Here is a 22,643-nt window from a genome sequence, read left to right on the forward strand (position 1 = left end):
TTAGACCTCAGAAATTCTCCGCAAGAGCTGTGCATGCAACGATGCCCGGCTTGTCACGCGGAAGAGGCGTGGTGTTGCTAATGTATGAAACGGTTGTCAGCTTGCCACTTTCAATTAACAGATAACCTGTCGGCAAAACTTCAATCCCACTTTTTTTCAACAAAGGCGCAGCGATAACGTGCTGACCAATGAGCAGTTCGGGATTACGTCCGGATATTAATGAGAGGAAAAGCACAGCGTCCGCGGAAGGATCAATGTGCAGGCTGCTTCCCGGAAACAGGATCGCAGGAATGTTGGTGTGCTGATGAATCGCAGCAACGAGTTCGTCGATTGCGTAATTGGTAATGAGGCTGCCTCCTACAAAAAAAAAGTCAACGCCATGCGCAACCGCATATTCCAGGAATTTCGGAAAAGTGGAAAAATTAACTTTATCAGGATCCAAGAGAACAGCAAACGATTTCCTTTTCTCTATTCTTCTTGTTGAAAGGAGGTCTGCAATCTTATGATTCGCTGTTTTCATTCGATTTTTCTATCATCTGCAATTATATGTTTTAGCTTCTGGCGCGCCCATCCCACAGCCAATGTCCAGGCTAAACTTTGAACGGCTGCTCCAACCGCAAATTTTTTGTCTTGTTTTGACTCAATCGCCTTGTAAGCCTCACGCGCTTCGGCTTCTGCCTCAGCTTGTTTTTCCTTTTACTTTTCGGCAGGAATGCGTTTAAAACCACAAAAGTTGTCACTACAACGCCGCCGATAATCAATGCTTGCTTTCCGTATGTCGATGCGTCACTTTTCAACCCGCTCCATTGCAATTCGAGCTTATCTCTGTAAAGATCTGCATCAAGCAACAAGTCTTTTTTCTCTTTATCCGTATCGGAAGAAAACGGTTTGGTGATCTTTACGGAAGAATCTATTGAAGAACTCATTTCATTTTTTAGTTTAATGATGACCTGAGAAATTTTCAAAAGGAACCCAAAAATAGCAATTTGAGTCAAATTTTCCCAAAATACTATTTCAAAAGTGTTAATCCTCTTTTATCTTAATAAAACGAACCAGGATTCCACGGATAAATTTGATCAGCTTTTCTCTGAAAACAATCCATATTACCAGTTTCAAAACGAAAACACCCAGCAAAATCAGGAAGCCCAAATAGTCGCTGTCCAGCCACTTATTCAGGAAAGTCCCAAGCAGAATAACCAGTAAGATAAGCACGGTGAGTGCGATGCAGAGCAGAATTGCGCCATAAAGGCCCATTACGACTGCACGTTCAATCTTATCTCTCGTTTCAATTTTAAATAGATCGATCCTTGTTTCGAAATACTTAAAGAGCGTGTCCTTGATTTCTTCTAGTTGACTAAGCATAAGCAGTAGTTTTCAATCATGTGTATCAAATTAAGGCTCTTATGGAGCTAGAACTTCAACACTAATCCAAAAACATACCAAGAATTCCGGAGACAAGCGAAACGACAAGACCAAAAAGCAGTGCGGGAATGAATCCGCTTATAGAGAAACCATCGACCAGATAAGTCGCCAGGTAAATGATGAATACATTGACAACAAAATAGAATAACCCGAGCGTCATGATGGTGATCGGCAATGCAAGAATTTGCAGAATGGGCTTTAAAAAAGTATTGAGAATTCCCAGCACAATGGCCACAATTATCGCAGTTGTAGTGCTTGCTACGACGACACCAGGAATTAAATGAGCAGCAACAAGAATAGCTAATGTGCTGATAAGCAGACGTATTATTAATTTCATAAACAATCTGTTTTTATTGGTGACGGCTGCGAAGTACGCCAATTACGTCATCTAAGTCAATGTTTTTTTGTTCCAGCAGCACGAGCAAATGGAAAAGCAAATCGGACACCTCATTCTTAAAAAGATCGTCGTCAGCATCCTTCGCTTCTATCACAACTTCAACCGCTTCCTCTCCTACCTTTTGCGCAATTTTATTGATGCCTTTTTTGAACAGACTGCTCGTGTATGACTCGTCCAGCGGGTTTAATTTTCTTTCCCGGATTACTTCTTTTTGAAGGTAATTGAGAAACGACGCTTCCCCGATTCGTGTATCCTGACTATTTTTTTCCCCAAAGCATGTATCCGCTCCCGTATGGCAGGTTGGACCGGCTGGCGTTGCCTTAATGAGGATGGTGTCACCGTCGCAATCTGCGGTTATGTCGTTCACAAAAAGAAAGTTACCGGAAGTTTCTCCCTTCGTCCAGAGGCGCTGTTTGCTGCGGCTGAAAAAGGTCACTGTGCCCAGCTGCTTGGTTTTTTCCAGTGCTTCCTCGCTCATATAACCGAGCATCAGCACCTTATTGCTGTGCACGTCCTGGATAATGGCCGGCACGAGTCCGTCCGGGGATTTATTGAAATCAATTCTTGAAAAAGTCTCGCTCATTTTAAATAATCATTTGAACAAAGTTGCATTGTTTCCGGCTAATTCAATTTATCGGGCCAGCATTTGTTGTCAAAACCAACCTTAACGCGTCATCCGCATCGGCAGATTTTTGTCGTGAAGATATTGTTTCAAATCAGGAATATCGATCTCCCGGAAGTGGAAAATGCTTGCTGCAAGGCCCGCGTCAGCTTTTCCGGTTGTAAAGACATCGTAAAAGTGTTCCATATTTCCTGCACCGCCCGAAGCAATCACGGGAATGTTAGCATTGCCGCTAATTGTCGCTGTTAATTCTAATGCAAAACCTGCTTTGGTGCCGTCTGTATCCATGGAAGTCAGCAATATTTCACCTGCGCCACGATCTTCCACTTCTTTCGCCCATGGAATGGTGCGCAGTTCGGTCGGCTTGCGGCCGCCATGCGTGTGCACAATGTGCTCCCGAGCAGTTTCAATGTAACGGCGTGTCAATGGCCACCACAATGCACTGACTGCCGATTCCAGAGAAAGCTCATTGATCAGATCCGGATTTTTCACAGCCGCCGAATTGATCGAAACCTTATCAGCCCCGGCATGCAGCAAGGCGGAAACGTCCGCAATAGAAGAAATGCCGCCGCCTACGGTAAAAGGAATGTTAATGGTGTGCGCAACTTTTCTAACCAAGTCAATGAACGTAGAACGGCCGTCAACCGTGGCCGTAATGTCCAGATAAACAAGCTCGTCTGCACCGTGTGCTGCGTATAATGCGCCTAGTTCCACTGCGTCGCCTGCATCACGCAGATTAACGAAATTAACGCCTTTGACCGTCCGCCCGTCTTTTACATCCAGGCATGGAATAATTCGTTTTGTTAGCATATTTTAATTCAAAAAACGCTGTAACTCGCTTAGCTTGATCCGGTTTTCGTAAATCGCTTTTCCGATAATGACACCGTAAATGTTCATTTCAGCCAGCTTTTCAACATCTGCCAAACCACTGATTCCGCCGCTGGCGATGATTTTCAGGTCAGGACATTTGTCCTGCAAATTTTTATAAAGGTCAAATGAAGGACCTTGCAACAAACCGTCTTTCGCCACATCCGTGCTGATCGTATATTTTACACCTTTTGCAACATATTCTTCTACAAAATCATAAACCCAGATCGCCGTCCCCTCTTCCCAGCCGCTTACCGCCACTTTTTCCTTCTTCGCATCGGCTCCCAAAATGATCTTTTCACCGCCATAAACCGAAAGCCAATTCAAGAAAACCTCCGGATTTTTTACTGCAATGCTGCCGCCGGTCGCTTGTTTTGCGCCACTTTCAAACACTGCTTTTAAATCTTCATCCGACTGAACGCCTCCGCCAAAATCAACGTGCAACGAAGTTTTTGAAGCGATTTTTTCCAAAACTTTCCAGTTCACAACTTTCTTCGCTTTCGCCCCGTCCAGATCCACGAGGTGTAAACGTCTCAATCCCGCATCCTGAAATTGCATCGCTACTTCGAGCGGGTTTTCATTATAAATGGTTTTTTGTCCGTAATCTCCCTGGGTTAAGCGCACGCACTTTCCTTCGATCAGGTCAATGGCTGGTATTATTTCAATCATTTCAAAGGGTTTAAACAATGTCTAAAAAGTTTTTGAGGATCTGTTGTCCCGCGTCGCCGCTGATTTCGCAATGGAATTGGGCCGCGTAAAAATTATCCCTGTGCAGCATTGCGCTGAACGGCCGCACATATTCGCAGCTCGCCACGGTGTATTCGCAAACGGGTGCGGCATAACTATGCACGAAGTAAACATACGCATTGTCAGGCAAACCGGTTGTGAGCGGCGTTTTGTAATCCGTAATGTTGTTCCAACCCATATGCGGGACTTTAATGTCCGGCGTTGCAGGGAATCGTTTTACGTCCACATCAAAAATGCCCATACATTCTGTGTTATTTTCTTCTGAAAAACGGCACATGAGCTGCATGCCGATACACGTTCCAAAAAAGGGCTGTTTTAATGTCGGAATGATCTTATCGAGACCAACTTTGCGCAAATAATTCATCGTCGTGCTCGCCTCTCCCACGCCCGGGAAAATCACTTTGTCCGCCGAACGGATTTCTTCAACATCGTCCGTGTACAGGTAACCCGCCCCAATGCGGTCGAGCGCGTACATAACCGACTGCACGTTACCCGCGTTGTATTTTATAATGACTGTTTTCATCCAATGTGGTTTGAGGCAAAACAAAAAAAGCCCGATTTTTGAAAATCGGGCTTCTGGGATACTATGTATTCAACCTTATTACAACACTACTTGCAAAAACACATCACCCAAGACGTCCGAAAGCCAGATGGCCTTGATGAAAATGATGATTTGTTTCAGCTTTAAACATGCACAAATGTAAGTAATAAATGCTAGAACCGGAAAGCCTGAAAGCAAATATTACATTAAAATTTGCTTAGAAATTTCTTGTACATTGCGATTATAAAACGGCCTGTACGACCATGCGCATTATCATTTCACAACTATTATTCTTTCTAATTACCTTGACCACCGTTACTTCCCAGGCGCAGTCTGATGAGCTGCCAAACCGGCTTTTCAAAATACACGACACCTTCCGCGAGAGCACATTAACGCAGCGCCGCTTCAAACAAAAAGACATTCTTCCCCTCATCGCCAAACGCCAGGGCAATCCGCTTTACAAGATTGAAAGCGTCGGTGAATCATTCGAAGGAAGAGATATTCAAATGCTTAAAATCGGGAATGGCAAGAAAAAAGTGCTCCTATGGACCCAAATGCATGGCGACGAGCCCACTGCAACCATGGCGAGCTTTGATATTTTCAATTTCCTGGAAGGCAAAAACGACGGCTTCGACGATTTCCGCAAAGAATTGCTCGAAAACACAACATTGTATTTCGTTCCCATGCTAAATCCCGACGGCGCCGAACGTTACCAGCGTCGAACCATGCAAGGCATTGATATGAACCGCGACGCCGCTTCCCGCCAAACGCCCGAAGCAGTGATTTTGAAAGGATTGGTCGACAGACTGAAACCCGATTACGGCTTTAACTTGCACGACCAAAGCCCGCGCTACTCGGCTGGCAGAAGTGCCAAGGTGGCGACGATTTCCTTCCTGGCAACATCTTATGATTACGAACTTTCGATTAACCCTGTTCGCGAGCGTTCCATGCAGCTGATCGTGGGCATGAATAAGGTTTTGCAAAAATACATTCCCGGTCAGGTTGCACGCTATTCCGATGATCATGAGCCACGTGGATTTGGTGATAATGTTCAGAAATGGGGAACAACATTGGTCCTCATCGAATCGGGTGGTTATGTGGGCGATCCTGAAAAACAATACATTAGGAAGCTTAATTTCATGGCGATCCTTTCGGCTTTGGATAAAATCGCTGACAACTCCCTGACCAAAGAAAAACGCGACGATTATTACAAAATCCCTGAAAACGGCAAATGGGTTTATGATCTCGTGGTCCGTAATGCGACGGTAAAGCAGTCAGGCAAATCGTTTTTGGCTGATTTGGGAATTAATAGGAACGAAGTAAGCTATTCCAATGCAACCAAATTTTTCTATTACAGCAAAATCGAAGACTTCGGCGACCTGCATCCGCAATTCGGAAGTGAAGAAATTGATGCAAAAGGACTGACCATTGAAAAAGGAAAGGTTTACCCGACAACGTATAAGAATGTAAGCGAGGTCAGCAAACTCAATGCAGTAAGCCTGCTCAAACAAGGTTACACCTACGTGCGTCTTGCCTCGGATTCCAACACCCGCGCACTCGGCCTTTACTTTACAACAACCCCGTTACACGTGCTGAGAAGCGGACAAGCAGCCCCTTCCGGCACGCCGGGACTAGGCAACACAGCCACATTTATCCTCAAAAAAGGCAGCGTTGTGAAGTATGCAGTGATCAATGGCTTCGTTTACGACCTGGAAGACTATGAAGCCGGAAAAGGAAACGGGATTATTGAGTAAGTGCTTGATTTTAAACAAAAAACCACATTTTGAAATAACTGAGCCATAACATGGGGGTAACATTGGGGTAATATTGGCAGTCTACTTTTGTATCAGAAAATAATTCTGACACAAGACATGAACTTAAAAATTACCTCTCTCTTATTTTTCCTCCTGACCACCACATTGGTGTACGCCCAAACGGGTTCGATTAAGGGGAACATTGTTGATTACAAGACCAAAGAAGCTGTCATCGGGGCCAGCGTTGTTTTAAAAGGCTCCACTCCCCCCATAGGAACAGCAACAGATGTTGAAGGAAATTTCGACATTCAGAATATCCCCACAGGAAAGCAAACGGTTATCGTAAGCTACGTTTCTTACAAGCCGAAAGAAATTGCGATTGAAGTTTATCCAAATCAGGCCGTCCTCATCAACACAACCATTGAGGAAGATGTGGCGAACCTGGAAGAGGTTAAGATCGTAGGACAACGTCAATCCTTCACCGACGTTTCCGTTATCACCGAAATCAAGCAGGCCGAGCAAATCGCTGTTGGTATTTCTGCCCAGCAGATCCAGAAATCCCAGGATCGTGACGCTTCACAAGTGGTTCGCCGCGTGCCGGGCGTTTCCATCCAAGACGACCGCTTCGTCATTATCCGCGGGTTCGAACGAGCGTTACAACACCGTAATGTTGAATGATGCGATCACGCCTTCAACAGAGGTTGACGTAAAATCTTTCTCATTTGACTTAATTCCAAGCACGGCTATTGACCGGATGATGATCTACAAATCAGGTGCTCCTGAATTGCCAGGTGAATTTGCAGGTGGAATTATCAAGATTTATACAAAAACAATCCCTGACGACAACGGATTTACATTCAGCTTAACGGGTGGTTACCGCGGAAACACAACATTCCAAAATGTGCTTGATTACAAAGGCTCATCATTGGACTGGACAGGTTTCGGTGCACCGGACAGAGCACTTCCAAACGGTTTCCCTTCGACAAAAAGATTGCAAAACGAAAACGGGCCTTCGGACGCAACATTGAATGCATTCCGAAACCTGCCGGAGTTTTATGATTTGAAATCAAAGTCGGTTACGCCTGACCTTCGCGCTTCATTGGGTTACAACCACAAGTTCGAGCTTGGGAATATGAAGCTGACTACATTCAACAATGTCAACTATTCATCTACACACCAGTTTTTACCAACAACACAATTCCGTTATCTGAGCTTTAATACTGAAAAACAGAAATCAGACATTCAAAGCTCGTATCAGGATGAATTGTATCAAAACAATGTCCGCCTGGGCGTGATGTCTAACTGGGCATTGATCATTAACCCGAATCACAAGATCGAATTCAGAAACCTGTTCAACCAGCTTTCTAACAAGGAGACCAACTTCCGTCAGGGTTACAATACAGACAATGACGTTGAAGTGCAGAACTACGCATTCCGTTACGAGTCCAAAAGCATTTACTCAGGCCAGTTAGGCGGAACGCACGAGCTGGGCGCACATACAACATTGAAATGGCTTGGCGCGTTGGGAACGACCATTCGCAGCGAACCGGATTACCGCCGCTTTATCTCAACCCGTCCGATAGGCTCTAACGGCCCTTTCCAGGTGGAACTTGTTCCGGGAAGCAACGCCAGCTTAACAAGAGGAGCGAGATTTTACTCTGAACTAACCGAATACACGAGCTCTTTCCGCGCCGATCTTGAACACCGTTTCGAACGCAGCGCTTACGAAGATGACGAAAGCATGCAGATCAAACTTCGTGCAGGTGCTTACGGTGAAATGAAGGACAGAGCATTCAAAGCAAGATGGTTCAACCTGACCAACTCAGGCAATGCTTCACAAGAATTGCTTGGACAGGCACCAGCACAGCTTTTTGACTCACAAAATATTGGAAGAGACCTGCTTTACTACGCAGAAAGAACCAACACAGATGATAAATACACTGCCCAAAACACATTAATGGCAGGTTACGTAGGTTCTTACATTCCTTTTACCAAAAAATTCAATGTTTCGATTGGTCTGCGTGTTGAAAACAACATTCAGAAACTGCAAAGCAGACAGCGTGGTAGCGGCGAACGTATCCGCGTGAACAACCCGATTTTCCGCTTCTTGCCATCGGCTAACCTGGCTTACAACTTCACTGAAAAATCGCTGGTAAGATTGGCTTACTCGGTTTCTGTAAACCGTCCTGAGTTCCGCGAGCTGGCGCCATTTACTTACTATGACTTCAACTTCGACGTGTCCCGCGTTGGTAACCCGAATTTGAAAACGCCTTCGATCCAGAACGTCGACCTGCGTTACGAGTTCTACCCAAAAGAAGGCGAAATGATATCGGTTGCGGCATTCTACAAGCACTTTGTTAACCCGATCGAAACACGTATCCGCTACGCAGGTTCAGGTGTTTCATTCTATGTGGATAATGCAAAATCGGCTTACACTTATGGTGCTGAAATCGAAATGCGCAAATCACTTAAAAACCTGACTGTCTCTCCATTCGTGGATAACCTGAGCGTGCTTTTGAATGCATCTGTGATCAACAGTAATGTATTGACAGGCTTTGCAGGACAAGAAAACGACCGCCAGCTTCAAGGACAATCACCATACCTGATCAATGCGGGAGTTTATTACAACGATGTGAACCGCGGCTGGCAGGTGAATGCACTTTACAATGTCGTAGGACGCAGGATCTTCCTCGTGGGTGACCGCGATTTGCAGCCAACCGTTTATGAAATGGCAAGAAACGTGATCGATTTGAACATTGTGAAGGCTTTGGGAGAACATCTTGAAATCAAATTGGGGATCCAGGATCTGCTTAACCAGCGCTTCCGCCTGATCCAGGATAGCAACCAGGATCAAAAAATCACCAGCGTGGATGAGTCGTATCAAAGTTACCGCAGAGGCAGCTACTCAACCATCGGAATCAATTACAAATTCTAATAACCACAAGTCGTAAACCGGCTCTTTTTATCACCAGAGTACTTTAAAACAGAAAAACAAACAATTGAATTTATGAAAAACACAGGTAAACTTTTGAGCTTGCTGATGTTAGGGCTTACAATGTTCGGATCGATCTCTTGTACAAACGATGACGAAGATGATGACGATGATATCATTGTAACTCCGGTAGGAGAAATGAAAACCATTACAGGAAAAATTACCGCAAACACGACGTGGTCTGCTTCCAACCAATATCTGCTTTCAGGATTTGTTTATGTAGAATCCGGCGTAACATTGACGATCGAGCCAGGAACCATTATCAAAGGGGACGGCGTACAAAAAGGCTCTCTGATCGTTTTGCCAGGCGGGAAAATCGTAGCAGTAGGAACACCAGACAAGCCTATCATTTTTACTTCAAACAAACCAGCCGGACAACGTAAAGCAGGTGACTGGGGTGGATTGATCATCCTTGGAAAAGCGCCGGTTAACAAGCCAGACGCGGTAATTGAAGGAGAAAACCAGTCAAAATTTGGCGGAACAGACGCAGCTGACAATTCAGGACAGCTTAAATATGTTCGTATCGAGTTTGCTGGTATCGCTTACGAAACAGATAAGGAGATCAATGGTCTTACATTCGGCGGCGTAGGTTCAGGAACAGAGGTTGATTATGTACAGGTTTCTTATTCAGGCGACGATTCTTACGAATGGTTTGGTGGAGCTGTTAATGCAAAGCACTTGATCGCTTACCGTGGTCTGGACGATGATTTCGATACAGACAATGGATTTTCAGGAAACATTCAATATGGTTTCATCCTTCGTGATCCGGCAGTAGCTGATCAGGCTGGTGATTCAAATGGTTTTGAGTCTGATAACGATGGTACGGGAACAGGTGCAACGCCTCAGACTTCGGCTAAATTTGCAAACGTTACGATTGCAATGGCTAGCGGAACGCCTAATGCGAAATTTGCTTCTGCGATGCGTATCAGAAGAAACTCTGCAATCTCTGTTTATAACACATTGGTAACGGGTGAATGGCCTCGTTCGGCTGTAAGGATTCAGGATGAGAGTACAATTGGAAACTTCACATCTGGTAAAATCAAAATGGACGGAAACACAGTGGCTATCACTGGAACGCCTGCACAAGGTGTGATCGAAGGCACAACATTGGCGCTTTTCGCTCCTGCTGCTAGCAAAAACAAAGTGGCTGCTGTTGCTGATCTTAAATTGGCAACTGGTTACAACTCAATCACTGCTAAGCCAGGTCTTTTGCCAACAACAGGATCTGCTCTATTGACTGGCGGCGCAACATTGCCAGCAGGATTTGAAGCAAACACAGTGGTTGGTGCATTCGGAACAACCGACTGGACTGACAAATGGGCTAACTGGGATCCACAGAATGCCAACTACGAAATCGTAAAATAATTAATAGTCTTATATAATTGGTGTCAGAATTTAGAAAGGCCGGAGGCAAATGCTTCCGGTCTTTTTTTTGTGCCCGATGTTTTGGCAAAGGTCGCTAAGGCACTCGTAATTAGCTTTCATCTTGTAATAATGACACGAATAGAATATATTCGAATTCGCTTTTTTGTCTTGACAAGTATTTTTTCAAATACGAATACATTTTAATACGATTTAATGTCCGAATTCCAGGCTTACCTACAACTAGGTTTCACCCACATTACCGATTCCCTTGGCTACGACCATATTCTTTTCATTATGGCGCTTTGCACAGTATACACGCTCATCGACTGGAAAAAAGTGATCGTTTTGGTTACTGCTTTTACCATCGGTCATTCCATTACGCTCGCGCTTTCCACATTGGGTTTTGTGAATGTGAACCCGGACTGGATTGAGCTGCTGATTCCGGTTACCATTGTTATTACGGCCGTCCTTAATTTCTTTTATGTTGTTCCAAAAGTGTCTTTCAGCCATCATGAGAAAGCTTCAAAGGTCCGTTATCCGCTCGCATTGTTTTTTGGACTGATCCACGGATTGGGCTTTTCCAATTATCTGAGGTCATTATTAGGCAAAGAAGCAGACATTGTAAGTCCGTTGCTGGGTTTTAATGTTGGGCTCGAACTGGGTCAGCTGATCATTGTTTTTGTCATTTTGTCCATTGCATTTTTCATGATCGAGATCCTACGCGGTACAGCGACTGAGCTGGATCCATATTTTATCCGGCATTATCGTCGGCATGTCGCTTTCACTGATCATTAATAACGAATTCCTGCACAGCCTTTTAGCCTAAATAACCTGCATTATTCTCAATAACCAACTAATATGAAAAGAGCACTTCTCCCGTTACTGATTCTGCTTATTACGGTTTCTGCCATGGCGCAGCAACTTCCTCCAAATCCCAATTACAAAGCGAATGACCGTTTTGAACAATTGGGCACAATGCTTCCGACACCAAATTCTACGCGGGCGGCATCCGGTGCGCCGGGACGTGAATACTGGCAAAACCGCGCTGATTATGACATTAAAGTGGAACTGGATGATGATAAAAGAAAGATCATTGGCTCGGAAACCATTACATTTTTCAACAATTCCCCGGACGATCTGAAATACATCTGGCTGCAACTGGACCAAAATCTTTTCAAAAGAGATGGCATAGGCGCAACTTCCAGAACGGGCTCGGTGAGCGAAAAAGGAATGTCTACGGCTCAGTTGGCCGCATTGAACAACGGCCGCGGCTCATCGCTAGACCCGAATGTTGAATATGGTTATCAAATCGGTTCGGTGAAGGACAAAGCTGGAAAAGTGTTGCCTTACACGATCAACGGAACCATGATGCGCATTGATTTGCCGGTGACATTGAAGTCAGGCACAAGCTATGTTTTTGGTGTGGACTGGACTTATAATGTTACCGAATATTACGGACGCAGCGGTTACGAGTTTTTCCCGAAAGACGGCAATGCCAATTATTTCATCGCCCACTGGTTCCCACGCCTGGCGCCTTACGACGATATTAATGGCTGGAACCACAAGCAATTTTTAGGACAAGGTGAGTTTGCATTGATTTTCGGAAATTATAAAGTGGCCATCACCGCTCCCGCCGACCACGTGGTGGCAGCCAGCGGCGAATGCCAAAATTATGCACAAGTGCTTACTGCAACCCAAAAGCAACGTTTGAAGCAAGCTGAAACTTCCAAGACCCCCGTTTTGATCGTTACGCAGGCCGAAGCAGAAAAAGCGGAGAAACGCGAGAACAAAAACCCAGGCAAGAAAACATGGATTTACAAAGCAGATAATGTGCGTGACTTCGCATTTGCTAGCAGCCGGAAATTCATCTGGGATGCAATGCAAAGTGATGTTTACAAAAGCGGCCGCAAGATTTGGTGCATGTCTATTTATCCAAAAGAAGGCAATCCGCTTTGGGAACAATATTCAACCCGCGCAGTTGCCCACACATTGAAATCTTACGGAGCGCGCACATTTGAATATCCTTATCCGGTTGCCATCTCTTGTCACTCCGTGGCTGGCGGCGGAATGGAGTATCCGATGATCAGCTTCAACGGCGGTCGCCCGGAAGAAGATGGGACTTACAGCGAGGCTGTAAAATATGGCATGATCGGGGTGATTATCCACGAAGTTGGACACAATTTCTTCCCGATGATCGTCAATTCAGACGAGCGCCAATGGGCTTGGATGGATGAAGGTTTGAACACATTCTGCCAATATCTGGCTGAAAAAGAGTGGGATTTCAACTTCCCGACCCGCCGCGGCGAACCAAACCAGATCACGGATTATATGTCGTCTGACAAATCTGTTTTGACACCAATTATGGCTTCCGCCGAAAACGTAATTGGCCTGGGACCAAATGCTTACGCCAAACCAGCAACTGCGCTGAACATTCTCCGCGAAACCGTTATGGGCCGTGAATTGTTCGATCATGCATTCAAAGAATATGCAACCAGATGGAGATTCGAAAAGCCCATCCCCAGCCGACTTTTTCCGGACTATGGAAGATGCTTCCGGTGTGGACCTGGATTGGTTCTGGAAAGGCTGGTTTTACGGAACCGAGCCTGTGGATCAGGATCTGGTGAGTGTGGATTGGTTTAACATTGATACGCAGAACCCGGAAATTGAAAAGGAAATTGCGCGCAAGGAAGCAGCCCGCAAGCAGCAAACAATGAGCAAAATGCAGGATGCCAAAACAAAAGGCGAGACCGTTGTTGCACAAGATTCAACCATGGCCGATTTCTACAACCGCTATGACCCATTCAAAGTAACCGAAGCGGATAAGCAGAAATATGACCAATACATGGCATCGCTTACAGATAACGAAAAAGCGCTGATCCAGGAAAACAGCAATTTTTACACCTTATCCATTAAAAACAAAGGCGGTTTGCCCATGCCTGTGATCGTCAAAATGGGCTTCGAAGACGGCACTGATTCCGTAGCCGTTTTCCCGGCTGAAATCTGGCGCTTCAACGATGCACAGATCAATAAAGTGATTTCGACCAAAAAGAAAGTCGTGCAATGGACATTGGATCCTTACCAGCAAATTGCAGACATCGACACAGAAAACAACGCATTCCCACGCATTGCAGCGCCCACAAGATTCCAGATCTTCAAGCAGCAGCAACAAAAAAGAGCCCCTAACCCTATGCAAATGCAGGGAGCCGGCGCTGGAAAAATCAGCACGGATCCGAAGAATTAGGAAACCAGCAACATTCAAATCAATCCTCCCCAAGCCTTGTTTTGGGGAGGATTTTTTATGTTATTTCAAAATAGATTCTATGTAATTTCAAAATAGAAGTTATGTAATTTCAAAATTCAGATTGTAATCATTTACTAATAAGCACATTACATGAACATCACACTCCTCGACGGCTACACATTAAATCCGGGTGATCTGGACTGGTTACCGATCCAGCAACTTGGCAATGTGACCATTTTTGATCGCTCTGCAAATGATGAAATCGTTGAGCGCGCAAAAGATGCGGAAGTTCTGCTTGTGAATAAAGTGGTGCTGACAGAAGCGATTCTGGATCAGTTGCCAAAAGTGAAATACATCGGCGTGATGGCAACGGGTTTTAATAACATTGACATTGATGCTGCCCGAAAACACAACATTACAGTTACTAATGTGAAGGCTTACGGCCCGGCTTCTGTCGCGCAGCAGACATTTGCATTGTTGCTGGCGGTTGTTAACCATGCGGAATTGCATAGCCAAAGCGTTTTTGCTGGTGAATGGGTTGCTTCACCAGATTTTTGCTATTGGAAAACACCGTTAACCGAGCTGGCAGGAAAAACGATGGGCCTGATCGGCTTGGGTGACATTGGATCGCAGGTCGCGAAAATTGCGCTGGCATTCGGCATGAATGTGATCGCTTACCGTAAACATCCGACTCCTACTGATGGCGTAGAAATGGTTTCTTTGGAAGAAGTTTTTGAAAAAAGTGACGTCGTAAGTCTGCATTGCCCGTTAACCGACGAAACAAAAGAGATCGTCAACAAAGAACGCCTGGCTCGCATGAAGCCCAATGCGATCGTCCTCAACACAGGCCGCGGCCCATTAATAAACGAAGCAGATCTCGCCGAAGCATTAAAAACCGGCATCATAGCAGGAGCCGGACTGGATGTCCTCTCAACGGAACCACCCAAAGCCGATAACCCCCTACTCTCTGCCCCCAACTGCATCATCACCCCCCACATAGCCTGGGCCACATTCGAAGCCAGGAAGCGATTGCTACAAATGGTGGCTGATAATCTGGAAAGTTTTCAGAATGGAGAGGCGAAGAATGTGGTTTCATGAAATTACTTCCTGGTCTTCTTCCCTTTCCCCCAGTTCTTCTTCATCTTCGTATACGACTTCTTACTCACGGTTTTCTTGCTCTTCGGCCGGGATGTGCCTTTTTTCTTGCGGGCGTTGATGTTGTTGACGAGGGAAGTTTTTGACGCCCAGTTTGTTTTTCTTTTTGCTGCTGGTCTTGCTGCTGCCTTGCTTAGTGGTGCCTTTCTTTTTTTCTTAGCCATCTTGACGTGAGTTCTTTGCTGATTTTTACAAAGTTTATAAATATTCATGCCCGGTGGTTTGAACAAAAAAATGGGATCAGATCTTGACGATCCGACCCCGCTGTAAGCAATCAGTTGAAACTAACTTGCTGCAAGATATTCTCCTGACACCAAATCCTGGATTTCCCTGATCCTGCGGCGGGCAATGGGCACTTTTCTGCCGCAGCTCAGCAAAAGCTTATCCGGCTCCAATTGCGCGGTAACATGCATTGGATTAACAATATAAGATTTGTGAATGCGGATAAAATCGGCCCGCAGAATCTCCATCACCACTTTCAAGGTCTTTGAAACGAGATGTTTCTTGCCGTTCCGCGTATGGATGTACGTGTAATTCCCCTCGCCTTCCAAATGTGTGATCTCGCGCGCCTCAACCCACGTGATCTTTCCATTGTTGTGCACGGCGATCAGATTGACATTTCCATCGTTTAAGGGGTTCACTGCCCAGGAGAATGGGTTCATTAATGTTGTTTTCATGGCTTAATAGATAAAAGGATGTATTAAAATGTAAGGGTAACGCCCTCAAATTGGACGACACAAATTTGTCTCCGAATCGTTGCTATTGAAAACAAATTTTATCCGTACTGTCAGTTTTGGTATCTGTATCACACTTTTTGGGGGATGACTTGTAATTCGCTTTCAACGAGCCGTAAAATCGTATATTAATGTCAGCATAAGCAGGTTAAGCGGGTAAATCCAACATTTCAAAGGCTATTTATTACAATTCGCTGCCGAAGCGTTTCAGCAACGAATGACACATTGCTATTTTTGCCTTCTATGATGCAGGTCCGGTTCAGCTATTTTGAGAAGTATTTTGATGCGATGCGGAAAAACCGTCTCAACTTCTTCATCCTTGTGCTGGTCCTTCCGTGGCTCATTCCGATGGTGGGTTATCTGTTTTGGGGCAGCACTTATTATTCAGATCTCAACGTGTTCCTGGGCGGAAGTTTTATCAACCTCATTCTCTGTTTGATAGCCAATCATATCAATCAGCTCATCGCGATATTCATTGCCCGGATTTACCCCGACACACACCAGTCCGTGCTGCGCGTTGTGTTCTGGTTTGTGTTGTATGCCATTGTCAATGTGTCCATTTTGTTTGCCGTACTTTTTGCTTACGATCACATCCGCCTTTTTGGATTTGCAATGGAACGCGAACGCGTGTTATGGTCGGTGTTTACATTGCTTGCGGCTTCGCTCATCGGCGCGGGATTGACGGAACTTGCTTATGCATTTATGCAATGGAAAACCAATCAGGATGAGTTGCAGCAAATGGAACAAAAGCAGCTGCTATCCGAGCTGGAAGTTGTCAAACAACAGGTTAACCCTCATTTTTTGTTCAATTGCCTCAATTCTTTGTCTGTCCTCATCTCGGAATCACCCGCCATTGCAGAAAAATTTGTGGACGAAATGTCGAAAGTTTACCGCTATCTGCTCAGTGTAAACGGGCCTGATCGGGAGACGAGCATGGTGACATTAGATGCCGAGCTGCGTTACATTCGCTCTTACATTTATTTGCTCGAAACGCGTTTTGAAAACGGCATTAACATTTCCATCCACATCGCAGACCTTTACCTGACGGGTCAAATGGTGCCGCTGACGCTCCAGACACTCATTGATAATGCGATCCGCCACAACATTGTCTCCTCCGATCATCCGTTGCAGATCCACATCCGAACCACCGCCACAGGCCAGCTTGAAGTGCGGAACAACTTACAAAAACGAACCATCAGAACTCCCTTAACCAGCAATGGCGGCCTGGCAACGCTCATGTCGAGATACAAAATGCTTTTTAATCAGGCGGGGACGATTCAGATCAAACAGGAAAATTCAGAGTTTATCGTGCTATTGCCATTAATTTACACATGATCCCGCATCACAAATTCCAGTCGATCGGCCAGTTGATCTGGCTTAGCCTTTTTGGCAGGTGGATGTTTGTCCTGCTGGTGCCCTGGTTTGTGCCTACGATCAGTTATCTGCTGATCGGCGACCCTTATTTTGCCAGTATTTCCAATTTCGTTTTGGGGACATCCATGGTTTTGCTGATGACCGTTCTGGCGTTCATTCCGCACGACTGGGCGGCTCAATACATTGCCCAGAAATATCCTTCGATCCATTCATCGGTGAAAAGGGCCGTGTTTACAGCTTTGTCATTTTGTGTCCTTACCGGCATTTACGTCACGGTTTATGGGTTGATCATCATTCATTTCCGGCCGTTGAATGCGCAATTGGATTTTGGCAAAATGATTAATGTGTATCTTTTTGAGCTGCTGGCCATATTGCTCTTGACTTGTTTGTACGAGGTCAATTACTCGCTGGGTAAGTGGAAGGAGATCAAAACCAACAAAGAGGCTATCAAAAAGGCCGGATTACAGGGCCAGCTGCAAAGTTTGAAAAGCCAGGTTAACCCGCATTTTTTGTTCAATAGTCTGAACACACTTTCGGCACTTATTCATGACGAACCGACCCGGGCTGAGCAATTTGTAGATGAAATGGCCAAAGTGTATCGCTATCTTTTGCAAACCAATCAGCACGAGCTCACGACTTTATCGACAGAAATTAAATTTATCAAATCATATTATCACCTGCTCCGCACACGCTACGACACGGGTCTGGAACTGGTGATTGATGTGAACGAGACGGCCCTGAACAGCTTTGTTCCGCCGCTTACATTGCAATTGCTGGTGGAAAATGCCGTGAAGCATAACACGATTTTGGAGAAAAATCCGCTGCTGATCGAGATCCGGTCCATTGGAAACGATCAATTGGAGGTGCGCAACAACTTACTTGAAAAATCCACGCGCGTAAAATCGACCAAGCTCGGACTGGCCAACATTGAGGCTAAATATAAGCTGCTCTCCGACCGCCAGCCTGTGATTGACCTTAATGCTGAATATTTTACCGTTTTACTGCCGCTGCTGACACAAAAATCTGAAAACCAATGAACATTTTAATCGTCGAAGACGAAAAGCTGGCCGTTCGCAAGCTGACCAAATTACTCGAAGAAACCGCGCCTGAATTTGTGATCAAAGGCATCACACCCAGCATAGCAGCAACTGTGGAGTGGATTTCAGAAAATCGCGCAAATGGCGAAGCCGAACCCGACATTATATTTTTGGACATAGAACTGGCTGATGGTCAAAGCTTTGAAATTTTCAATCGCATTGATATCCGCAGCACGGTCATTTTCACCACTTCGTATGATGAATATGCATTACAGGCTTTCAAGGTTAATAGCATTGATTATTTACTAAAACCCGTTCAGCAGGAAGATTTGCAGCGCAGCATACGCAAGTTTTACGATCTCACCGGCAGCAACCGCCATGCAGACGCTCCTTCCCTGCCCGCCAATCTTGAAAGCATTTTGAAAAACCTGCAATTGCAGCAGCCCGTGGCCGATTATCGCAAGCGGTTTTTGGTAAAACAAGGTGCAAGAATGCTGTCCATTGAGATTTCAGAAATCGCCTATTTTTTCATTGAAGACGGCGTCAGTTTTTTCAAAAATCACCAGGGACAAAAGTTTGTCGTCGATTACCGCATGGATGAAATGGAGCTATTCCTTGATCCTGATCGCTTTTTCAGGATCAACCGCGGCCTCATCATCACCCACCAATCCGTAACCCAAATCCAGCCCTACTACAACAACCGCCTCGCCCTGGCACTAAAACCAACATTCGACAAAGAAGCAATCGTAAGCAGGGAAAAAACGAATGATTTTAAGAAATGGATGGGGAAATAAGGTTGGATTATTGAAGCTGAATATAGCTGTTATCGAACCGGACATTGAAATGGAGTTCTGCCTTTAATGCCCGAAAAACTTTAATAATGGTGTCAATAGTGGCGCTATTACTGCTGCTTTCAATCTTCGAAATCTGTGCTTTTTGGACTCCGATTAACTTGCCCAATTGTTCCTGCGTAAGATTTCGCTCTTTCCGTGCAGCCCTGATAAGTCTGCCCAAAACGTCCATACTAAGCTCATATTCGTATGCTTCCCGCTCAGTGGTGCCAACGTTGCCTACATATTTGTCTTTCAGCTCGGCAAGCGTATAAGACTTCATTGCTTTTTCCATTGTGTTAAGATTTACGTTGAAAATATTTTGTCCTGATCTGCAAAGCCCGCTCTATTTCGTTTTGCGGAGTTTTGTTAGTCTTTTTCACAAAACCGTGCGTTGCAATAACAAGGGAAGTTTCAAGTCGTTGCAAATCATCAGTATCTCTCAAACTACCAAAAGTTTCCAAATTTAGAAACTTTATTCGACTTCAATTTGACCCCTTACGAATTTATGTAACCATCTGATGATAATTTCGTGGGATTGCTTCGTGATTTAGTTGCAATTTCAGACCTTAGTAAGAAAAGATTAGATGACACATCGTTTACTTGAAGCTTGTTGCCTGCGCTTTGCTGTTTTTTATGGACAGCTGTATCGAGCCGTTCTCACCGCCTGAGGTCAATTCACCTGAAAATTACCTTGTTATCGATGGTTTTTTGAATGTGGGCCAGGATACGAGCCGGATTGAACTGAGCAGAACGCAAAATGTAAATGAAAGCGCCGGGCCGACTTTTGAATCGGGCGCTTCCGTTTCGGTTGAAGCGGAATCCGGTGAACAATATGATTTCGCAGAATCCCGCACAGGCCTTTATACGCTGCCTCCAAAAATTTACGACCGCGCCGGAAAATATCGCCTTCGTGTAAAAACCCAGGACGGAAAAGAATATTTGTCAGAATATGTAACCGTTAGTGTCACGCCTCCGATCGACAGTGTTACCACGAAGTTTGACAGCTTTCAGGACGCCATGGTTTTTTACGTTAATGCACATGACGCGCAGGGCAAAACGCAGTTTTACAGATGGAAATTCGAAGAAACCTGGGAATATCGCGCAGCCTTTAATTCTTACCTTGAAGTCGTTGATAAGAAGTATGTTACCCGCACCAAAGACATTAACCAATGCTGGGGAAATCAGCGATCGGGCAGCATTTTGCTCGGAACCACGGTGAAGCTGTCGAGCGATGTGATCAAGGATCTGCCGATTTTTAAAGTGCCGGTTTCTACTAACAAGCTTTTTATCAAATACAGCGTTTTGGTGCGACAATATGGCTTAACCCGCCCCGCTTTTGAATATTGGACCACACTTTCAAAGACCACGCAGGGAACGGGAACACTGTTTCGACCCGCAGCCTTCGCAGGTGACGGGCAACATTAAAAATACAGCGAATGCCAAAGATCTTGTTTTCGGCTATTTCAGCGCTTCTACGGAAGAAACAAAGCGGCTTACGATAGCGCCGCGGCTTGGAAAATATGCGACTTGCATGCCTGCGGATACATTTGATGTAGCTTGTAAACCAATCAGCAATTACAATTGCGGCCTGGAAACCACTGCATTACTGATCGGATATGCGGGCTTGCGCAGTGAATTTGTGCTCGGCACGCCACCAAGTTGTGCGGATTGCCGCTTGCAGGGCGGAACAACGGAAAAGCCGAAGTTTTGGTAATGTAGATTACGATTTGAATTACTTAACCCGCCGTTCCTCAGCGAGTTGCTTGTAAACGTCCCCCAGCTCATTTTTTAATTCCTGAATCTGCTTATCGCGCAGTTCAATCTCGCTTTTCGGCACGAGGTCCTTCATATAAATAACCTCATCGGCATTGCCAATGTAGCCAAACAGCCAGTTCGGATGAATGTCAAATTCTTTGATTAGAATGCCAAATGCCTCACCGGGCAATGTCTGCTCACCAGACATTACTTTGCTCATCTTTGCGCCCGAAAGATTGAGCAGCTGAGCCGCTGATTTCTGGTTTAAATGTTGTGCCTTAAAAACAGCAATAATCCTTTCGGTCATCTAACAAGTATTACTTTTATTAACTTCTATAAAATATATTTTACTATTGTTAATTTTTATCAACAAAAATTATACATTTGAACTATTATTATGCTCTAAATTAAGATTTGTAAAGATAGCAATCTAAGAATACAAGATGCTTGGCTTCATCTCTAACAAACCATTTACACACATGAACTTCAAAATCATCATTCTTCCGCAAACGCAGACCGAAATCTGCCTGCACCGCGACCGCAACGAATCCGGCGAAGAAATCGTCCGCATAACCGCATTCATCATCAGCGCCGCCGGCAAGGAACCAATGCTCGAAAACGTAGTCCGCTTCATGGACACCCCCTCCGCCCAGTCATTCATCACCGATTATTCCGAATCATCCGCAACCGGATTTTTGAAGCAATGTTTGGTGGAGGAAGGAGTTTGGGTTTGATTGTAAAAAGGCGATTAGTGTGTTTCAAATCATCTTCTTACTTTTACCAGCGTCGACTGTAAATATTAATGTACATAAGGCATTCACTTTAACACACTTATCATGACCGAAATTGCCTCGTATAATTTGAGCCCACTTGATGTTGCCAACTGGTTTGTATGCCAGATAGACAGAGAAGCGGGAGATTCAATAACACACCTGAAACTTCAAAAACTGATTTATTATGCCCAAGCCTGGGCACTTGCCTTAAAACGATCGTCTCTTTTTCAGGAAGATTTCGAGGCCTGGACGCACGGACCTGTGTTGCCCTCAATTTACGATCGCTTCAAACTTTATGGTTTTGAAAGCTTGCCAACCTGCGCGTGTGAAAATCCGATTTCAGCTGAATTGGAAGAAATACTTTTTGAGGTGCAGCGAGTTTACGGTGAAAAAAGTGCGCGTTCGCTCGAACAACTGACACATGAAGAATCGCCATGGTTAAGCGCCAGAGGAAACCTGCCTTTGGAAGCTCGCTGCAACCAAATCATTTCAAAAGAAAGCATGATGCAATATTATCAATCATTGCTTTCTTAAAATGAAGGATAAACGAGACAAAAAGACAGCGAAATATTTAATCCCAGACAGTGCAGGCAGATCCAAAGCGGAGCCAAAAGAGACTGCCTTAACCTCCGTCGAAAGAGCACTATTTGGCTTTCATACAGGCAGAGACGAGAATCCATACGTTAGCCTCAAATACATTGACACTGAGCACCAATGCTTTTCCGATTGGGATCAAAGCGAGTTGAAATTATTCAGCGGCTTTTTAAAAAAGCTCGCTCAAACGCCTTGGCCAGAAATATTGCGGTCGGGAGGAACGGCCGGGAACAAAACCGGCTTGGGCTGCACGCATCACAAAAATCGGCAATTACTCCCCAATAGTGCGGTGCTTCAGAAGATTAGCGAAGACATTAACTTTATTGAACTCAGGGTGAGCCAGCGAGCGCGGGTGCATGGTTTCAGGCTTGCGTCTGCATTTTTTCTGGTTTGGCTGGACAGAGATCATGAAATTTACAGGGATTGAAAAATTTTTCGGT

At 45.0% G+C, this 22,643-nt stretch carries 27 protein-coding genes and 1 pseudogene; 15 read left to right on the plus strand and 13 right to left on the minus strand.

Going from position 1 to position 22,643, the window contains the following annotated elements; translation table 11 throughout:
* Positions 1 to 7: 7 nt before the first annotated feature.
* From AC0IYG_RS00745 to hisH, 8 genes are all read right to left on the minus strand, one after another.
* Positions 8 to 520, minus strand: a complete 513-nt coding sequence (locus tag AC0IYG_RS00745; RefSeq protein WP_471709118.1) for a geranylgeranylglyceryl/heptaprenylglyceryl phosphate synthase — start codon at positions 518 to 520, stop codon at positions 8 to 10.
* A gap of 70 nt (positions 521 to 590) precedes the next feature.
* Positions 591 to 926, minus strand: coding sequence for a hypothetical protein (locus AC0IYG_RS00750; RefSeq protein ID WP_471709119.1), 336 nt, complete (start codon positions 924 to 926; stop codon positions 591 to 593).
* A 97-nt stretch (positions 927 to 1,023) separates the two neighbouring features.
* Positions 1,024 to 1,362 carry a phage holin family protein gene (locus AC0IYG_RS00755; RefSeq protein WP_471709120.1) on the minus strand — a complete coding sequence of 113 codons (339 nt, stop codon included), beginning with the start codon at positions 1,360 to 1,362 and terminating at the stop codon, positions 1,024 to 1,026.
* Positions 1,363 to 1,423: 61 nt separating this feature from the next.
* Entirely contained in the window at positions 1,424 to 1,759 is a 336-nt protein-coding gene (locus AC0IYG_RS00760) for a phage holin family protein (protein ID WP_471709121.1), read from the minus strand.
* A 13-nt stretch (positions 1,760 to 1,772) separates the two neighbouring features.
* On the minus strand, positions 1,773 to 2,402 hold the full coding sequence (gene hisIE, locus AC0IYG_RS00765; RefSeq protein ID WP_471709122.1) for a bifunctional phosphoribosyl-AMP cyclohydrolase/phosphoribosyl-ATP diphosphatase HisIE: 630 nt from the start codon (positions 2,400 to 2,402) through the stop codon (positions 1,773 to 1,775).
* Between the two features lie 81 nt (positions 2,403 to 2,483).
* Positions 2,484 to 3,251 (minus strand): imidazole glycerol phosphate synthase subunit HisF, encoded by a 768-nt coding sequence (gene hisF, locus AC0IYG_RS00770; RefSeq protein WP_471709123.1) that lies wholly within the window; start codon positions 3,249 to 3,251, stop codon positions 2,484 to 2,486.
* A gap of 3 nt (positions 3,252 to 3,254) precedes the next feature.
* Complete coding sequence (gene hisA / locus AC0IYG_RS00775; protein WP_471709124.1) at positions 3,255 to 3,977, minus strand: 1-(5-phosphoribosyl)-5-[(5-phosphoribosylamino)methylideneamino]imidazole-4-carboxamide isomerase; 723 nt, start codon at positions 3,975 to 3,977, stop codon at positions 3,255 to 3,257.
* A 10-nt stretch (positions 3,978 to 3,987) separates the two neighbouring features.
* Positions 3,988 to 4,578 (minus strand): imidazole glycerol phosphate synthase subunit HisH, encoded by a 591-nt coding sequence (hisH, locus tag AC0IYG_RS00780; protein WP_471709125.1) that lies wholly within the window; start codon positions 4,576 to 4,578, stop codon positions 3,988 to 3,990.
* A gap of 281 nt (positions 4,579 to 4,859) precedes the next feature.
* Here hisH and AC0IYG_RS00785 point away from each other — a divergent pair, with 281 nt between their 5' ends.
* The 7 genes and pseudogenes from AC0IYG_RS00785 to AC0IYG_RS00815 all read left to right on the plus strand — a co-directional run bounded on the left by AC0IYG_RS00785 (position 4,860) and on the right by AC0IYG_RS00815 (position 15,046).
* Positions 4,860 to 6,350, plus strand: a complete 1,491-nt coding sequence (locus AC0IYG_RS00785) for a M14 family zinc carboxypeptidase (protein ID WP_471709126.1) — start codon at positions 4,860 to 4,862, stop codon at positions 6,348 to 6,350.
* A gap of 117 nt (positions 6,351 to 6,467) precedes the next feature.
* Positions 6,468 to 7,028: a carboxypeptidase-like regulatory domain-containing protein gene (locus AC0IYG_RS00790; RefSeq protein WP_471709127.1), complete on the plus strand. Its 561-nt coding sequence runs from the start codon at positions 6,468 to 6,470 to the stop codon at positions 7,026 to 7,028.
* Entirely contained in the window at positions 6,919 to 9,285 is a 2,367-nt protein-coding gene (locus tag AC0IYG_RS00795; RefSeq protein WP_471709128.1) for a TonB-dependent receptor domain-containing protein, read from the plus strand. Before AC0IYG_RS00790 ends, AC0IYG_RS00795 begins: the two co-directional genes overlap by 110 nt.
* A gap of 72 nt (positions 9,286 to 9,357) precedes the next feature.
* Entirely contained in the window at positions 9,358 to 10,707 is a 1,350-nt protein-coding gene (locus tag AC0IYG_RS00800) for a T9SS C-terminal target domain-containing protein (protein WP_471709129.1), read from the plus strand.
* A gap of 213 nt (positions 10,708 to 10,920) precedes the next feature.
* On the plus strand, positions 10,921 to 11,502 hold the full coding sequence (locus AC0IYG_RS00805; protein WP_471709130.1) for a HupE/UreJ family protein: 582 nt from the start codon (positions 10,921 to 10,923) through the stop codon (positions 11,500 to 11,502).
* A 63-nt stretch (positions 11,503 to 11,565) separates the two neighbouring features.
* Positions 11,566 to 13,948: pseudogene (locus tag AC0IYG_RS00810) on the plus strand (M1 family metallopeptidase).
* 150 nt (positions 13,949 to 14,098) lie between these two features.
* Complete coding sequence (locus AC0IYG_RS00815; RefSeq protein WP_471709131.1) at positions 14,099 to 15,046, plus strand: D-2-hydroxyacid dehydrogenase; 948 nt, start codon at positions 14,099 to 14,101, stop codon at positions 15,044 to 15,046.
* Positions 15,047 to 15,048: 2 nt separating this feature from the next.
* Here AC0IYG_RS00815 and AC0IYG_RS00820 read toward each other — a convergent pair whose 3' ends face one another.
* Positions 15,049 to 15,315: a hypothetical protein gene (locus AC0IYG_RS00820; RefSeq protein ID WP_471709132.1), complete on the minus strand. Its 267-nt coding sequence runs from the start codon at positions 15,313 to 15,315 to the stop codon at positions 15,049 to 15,051.
* 72 nt (positions 15,316 to 15,387) lie between these two features.
* Positions 15,388 to 15,780, minus strand: a complete 393-nt coding sequence (locus AC0IYG_RS00825; protein WP_471709133.1) for a LytR/AlgR family response regulator transcription factor — start codon at positions 15,778 to 15,780, stop codon at positions 15,388 to 15,390.
* A 345-nt stretch (positions 15,781 to 16,125) separates the two neighbouring features.
* Between AC0IYG_RS00825 and AC0IYG_RS00830 the strand changes: the two genes are divergently transcribed.
* Genes AC0IYG_RS00830 through AC0IYG_RS00840 form a run of 3 tightly spaced genes read left to right on the plus strand, consistent with a single transcriptional unit; the run spans position 16,126 to position 19,042 of the window.
* Complete coding sequence (locus tag AC0IYG_RS00830; RefSeq protein ID WP_471709134.1) at positions 16,126 to 17,172, plus strand: sensor histidine kinase; 1,047 nt, start codon at positions 16,126 to 16,128, stop codon at positions 17,170 to 17,172.
* Positions 17,169 to 18,248 carry a sensor histidine kinase gene (locus AC0IYG_RS00835; protein WP_471709135.1) on the plus strand — a complete coding sequence of 360 codons (1,080 nt, stop codon included), beginning with the start codon at positions 17,169 to 17,171 and terminating at the stop codon, positions 18,246 to 18,248. Before AC0IYG_RS00830 ends, AC0IYG_RS00835 begins: the two co-directional genes overlap by 4 nt.
* Entirely contained in the window at positions 18,245 to 19,042 is a 798-nt protein-coding gene (locus AC0IYG_RS00840) for a LytR/AlgR family response regulator transcription factor (RefSeq protein ID WP_471709136.1), read from the plus strand. The genes AC0IYG_RS00835 and AC0IYG_RS00840 overlap by 4 nt, the downstream gene beginning before the upstream one ends.
* Positions 19,043 to 19,049: 7 nt before the next feature.
* Here AC0IYG_RS00840 and AC0IYG_RS00845 read toward each other — a convergent pair whose 3' ends face one another.
* A complete protein-coding gene (locus tag AC0IYG_RS00845) occupies positions 19,050 to 19,373 on the minus strand; it encodes a helix-turn-helix domain-containing protein (RefSeq protein ID WP_471709137.1) in 324 nt (107 codons plus the stop codon).
* A 4-nt stretch (positions 19,374 to 19,377) separates the two neighbouring features.
* A complete protein-coding gene (locus AC0IYG_RS00850; protein WP_471709138.1) occupies positions 19,378 to 19,542 on the minus strand; it encodes a type II toxin-antitoxin system RelE/ParE family toxin in 165 nt (54 codons plus the stop codon).
* A gap of 139 nt (positions 19,543 to 19,681) precedes the next feature.
* Between AC0IYG_RS00850 and AC0IYG_RS00855 the strand changes: the two genes are divergently transcribed.
* Complete coding sequence (locus tag AC0IYG_RS00855; RefSeq protein WP_471709139.1) at positions 19,682 to 20,506, plus strand: DUF4249 domain-containing protein; 825 nt, start codon at positions 19,682 to 19,684, stop codon at positions 20,504 to 20,506.
* Positions 20,490 to 20,795 (plus strand): hypothetical protein, encoded by a 306-nt coding sequence (locus AC0IYG_RS00860; RefSeq protein WP_471709140.1) that lies wholly within the window; start codon positions 20,490 to 20,492, stop codon positions 20,793 to 20,795. Before AC0IYG_RS00855 ends, AC0IYG_RS00860 begins: the two co-directional genes overlap by 17 nt.
* 18 nt (positions 20,796 to 20,813) lie before the next feature.
* Here the strand turns inward: AC0IYG_RS00860 and AC0IYG_RS00865 are convergent, their stop codons facing one another.
* The gene (locus AC0IYG_RS00865) at positions 20,814 to 21,143 is read right to left on the minus strand and encodes a helix-turn-helix domain-containing protein (RefSeq protein ID WP_471709141.1); all 330 of its coding nucleotides are present in this window, start codon (positions 21,141 to 21,143) and stop codon (positions 20,814 to 20,816) included.
* Between the two features lie 172 nt (positions 21,144 to 21,315).
* Here AC0IYG_RS00865 and AC0IYG_RS00870 point away from each other — a divergent pair, with 172 nt between their 5' ends.
* The 3 genes from AC0IYG_RS00870 to AC0IYG_RS00880 all read left to right on the plus strand — a co-directional run bounded on the left by AC0IYG_RS00870 (position 21,316) and on the right by AC0IYG_RS00880 (position 22,630).
* Positions 21,316 to 21,570, plus strand: coding sequence for a hypothetical protein (locus tag AC0IYG_RS00870; RefSeq protein WP_471709142.1), 255 nt, complete (start codon positions 21,316 to 21,318; stop codon positions 21,568 to 21,570).
* 102 nt (positions 21,571 to 21,672) lie between these two features.
* Entirely contained in the window at positions 21,673 to 22,143 is a 471-nt protein-coding gene (locus AC0IYG_RS00875) for a Panacea domain-containing protein (protein ID WP_471709143.1), read from the plus strand.
* A 1-nt stretch (position 22,144) separates the two neighbouring features.
* On the plus strand, positions 22,145 to 22,630 hold the full coding sequence (locus AC0IYG_RS00880; RefSeq protein ID WP_471709144.1) for a hypothetical protein: 486 nt from the start codon (positions 22,145 to 22,147) through the stop codon (positions 22,628 to 22,630).
* Positions 22,631 to 22,643 lie beyond the last annotated feature (13 nt).

The organism is Dyadobacter sp. AC419 (assembly GCF_979253085.1).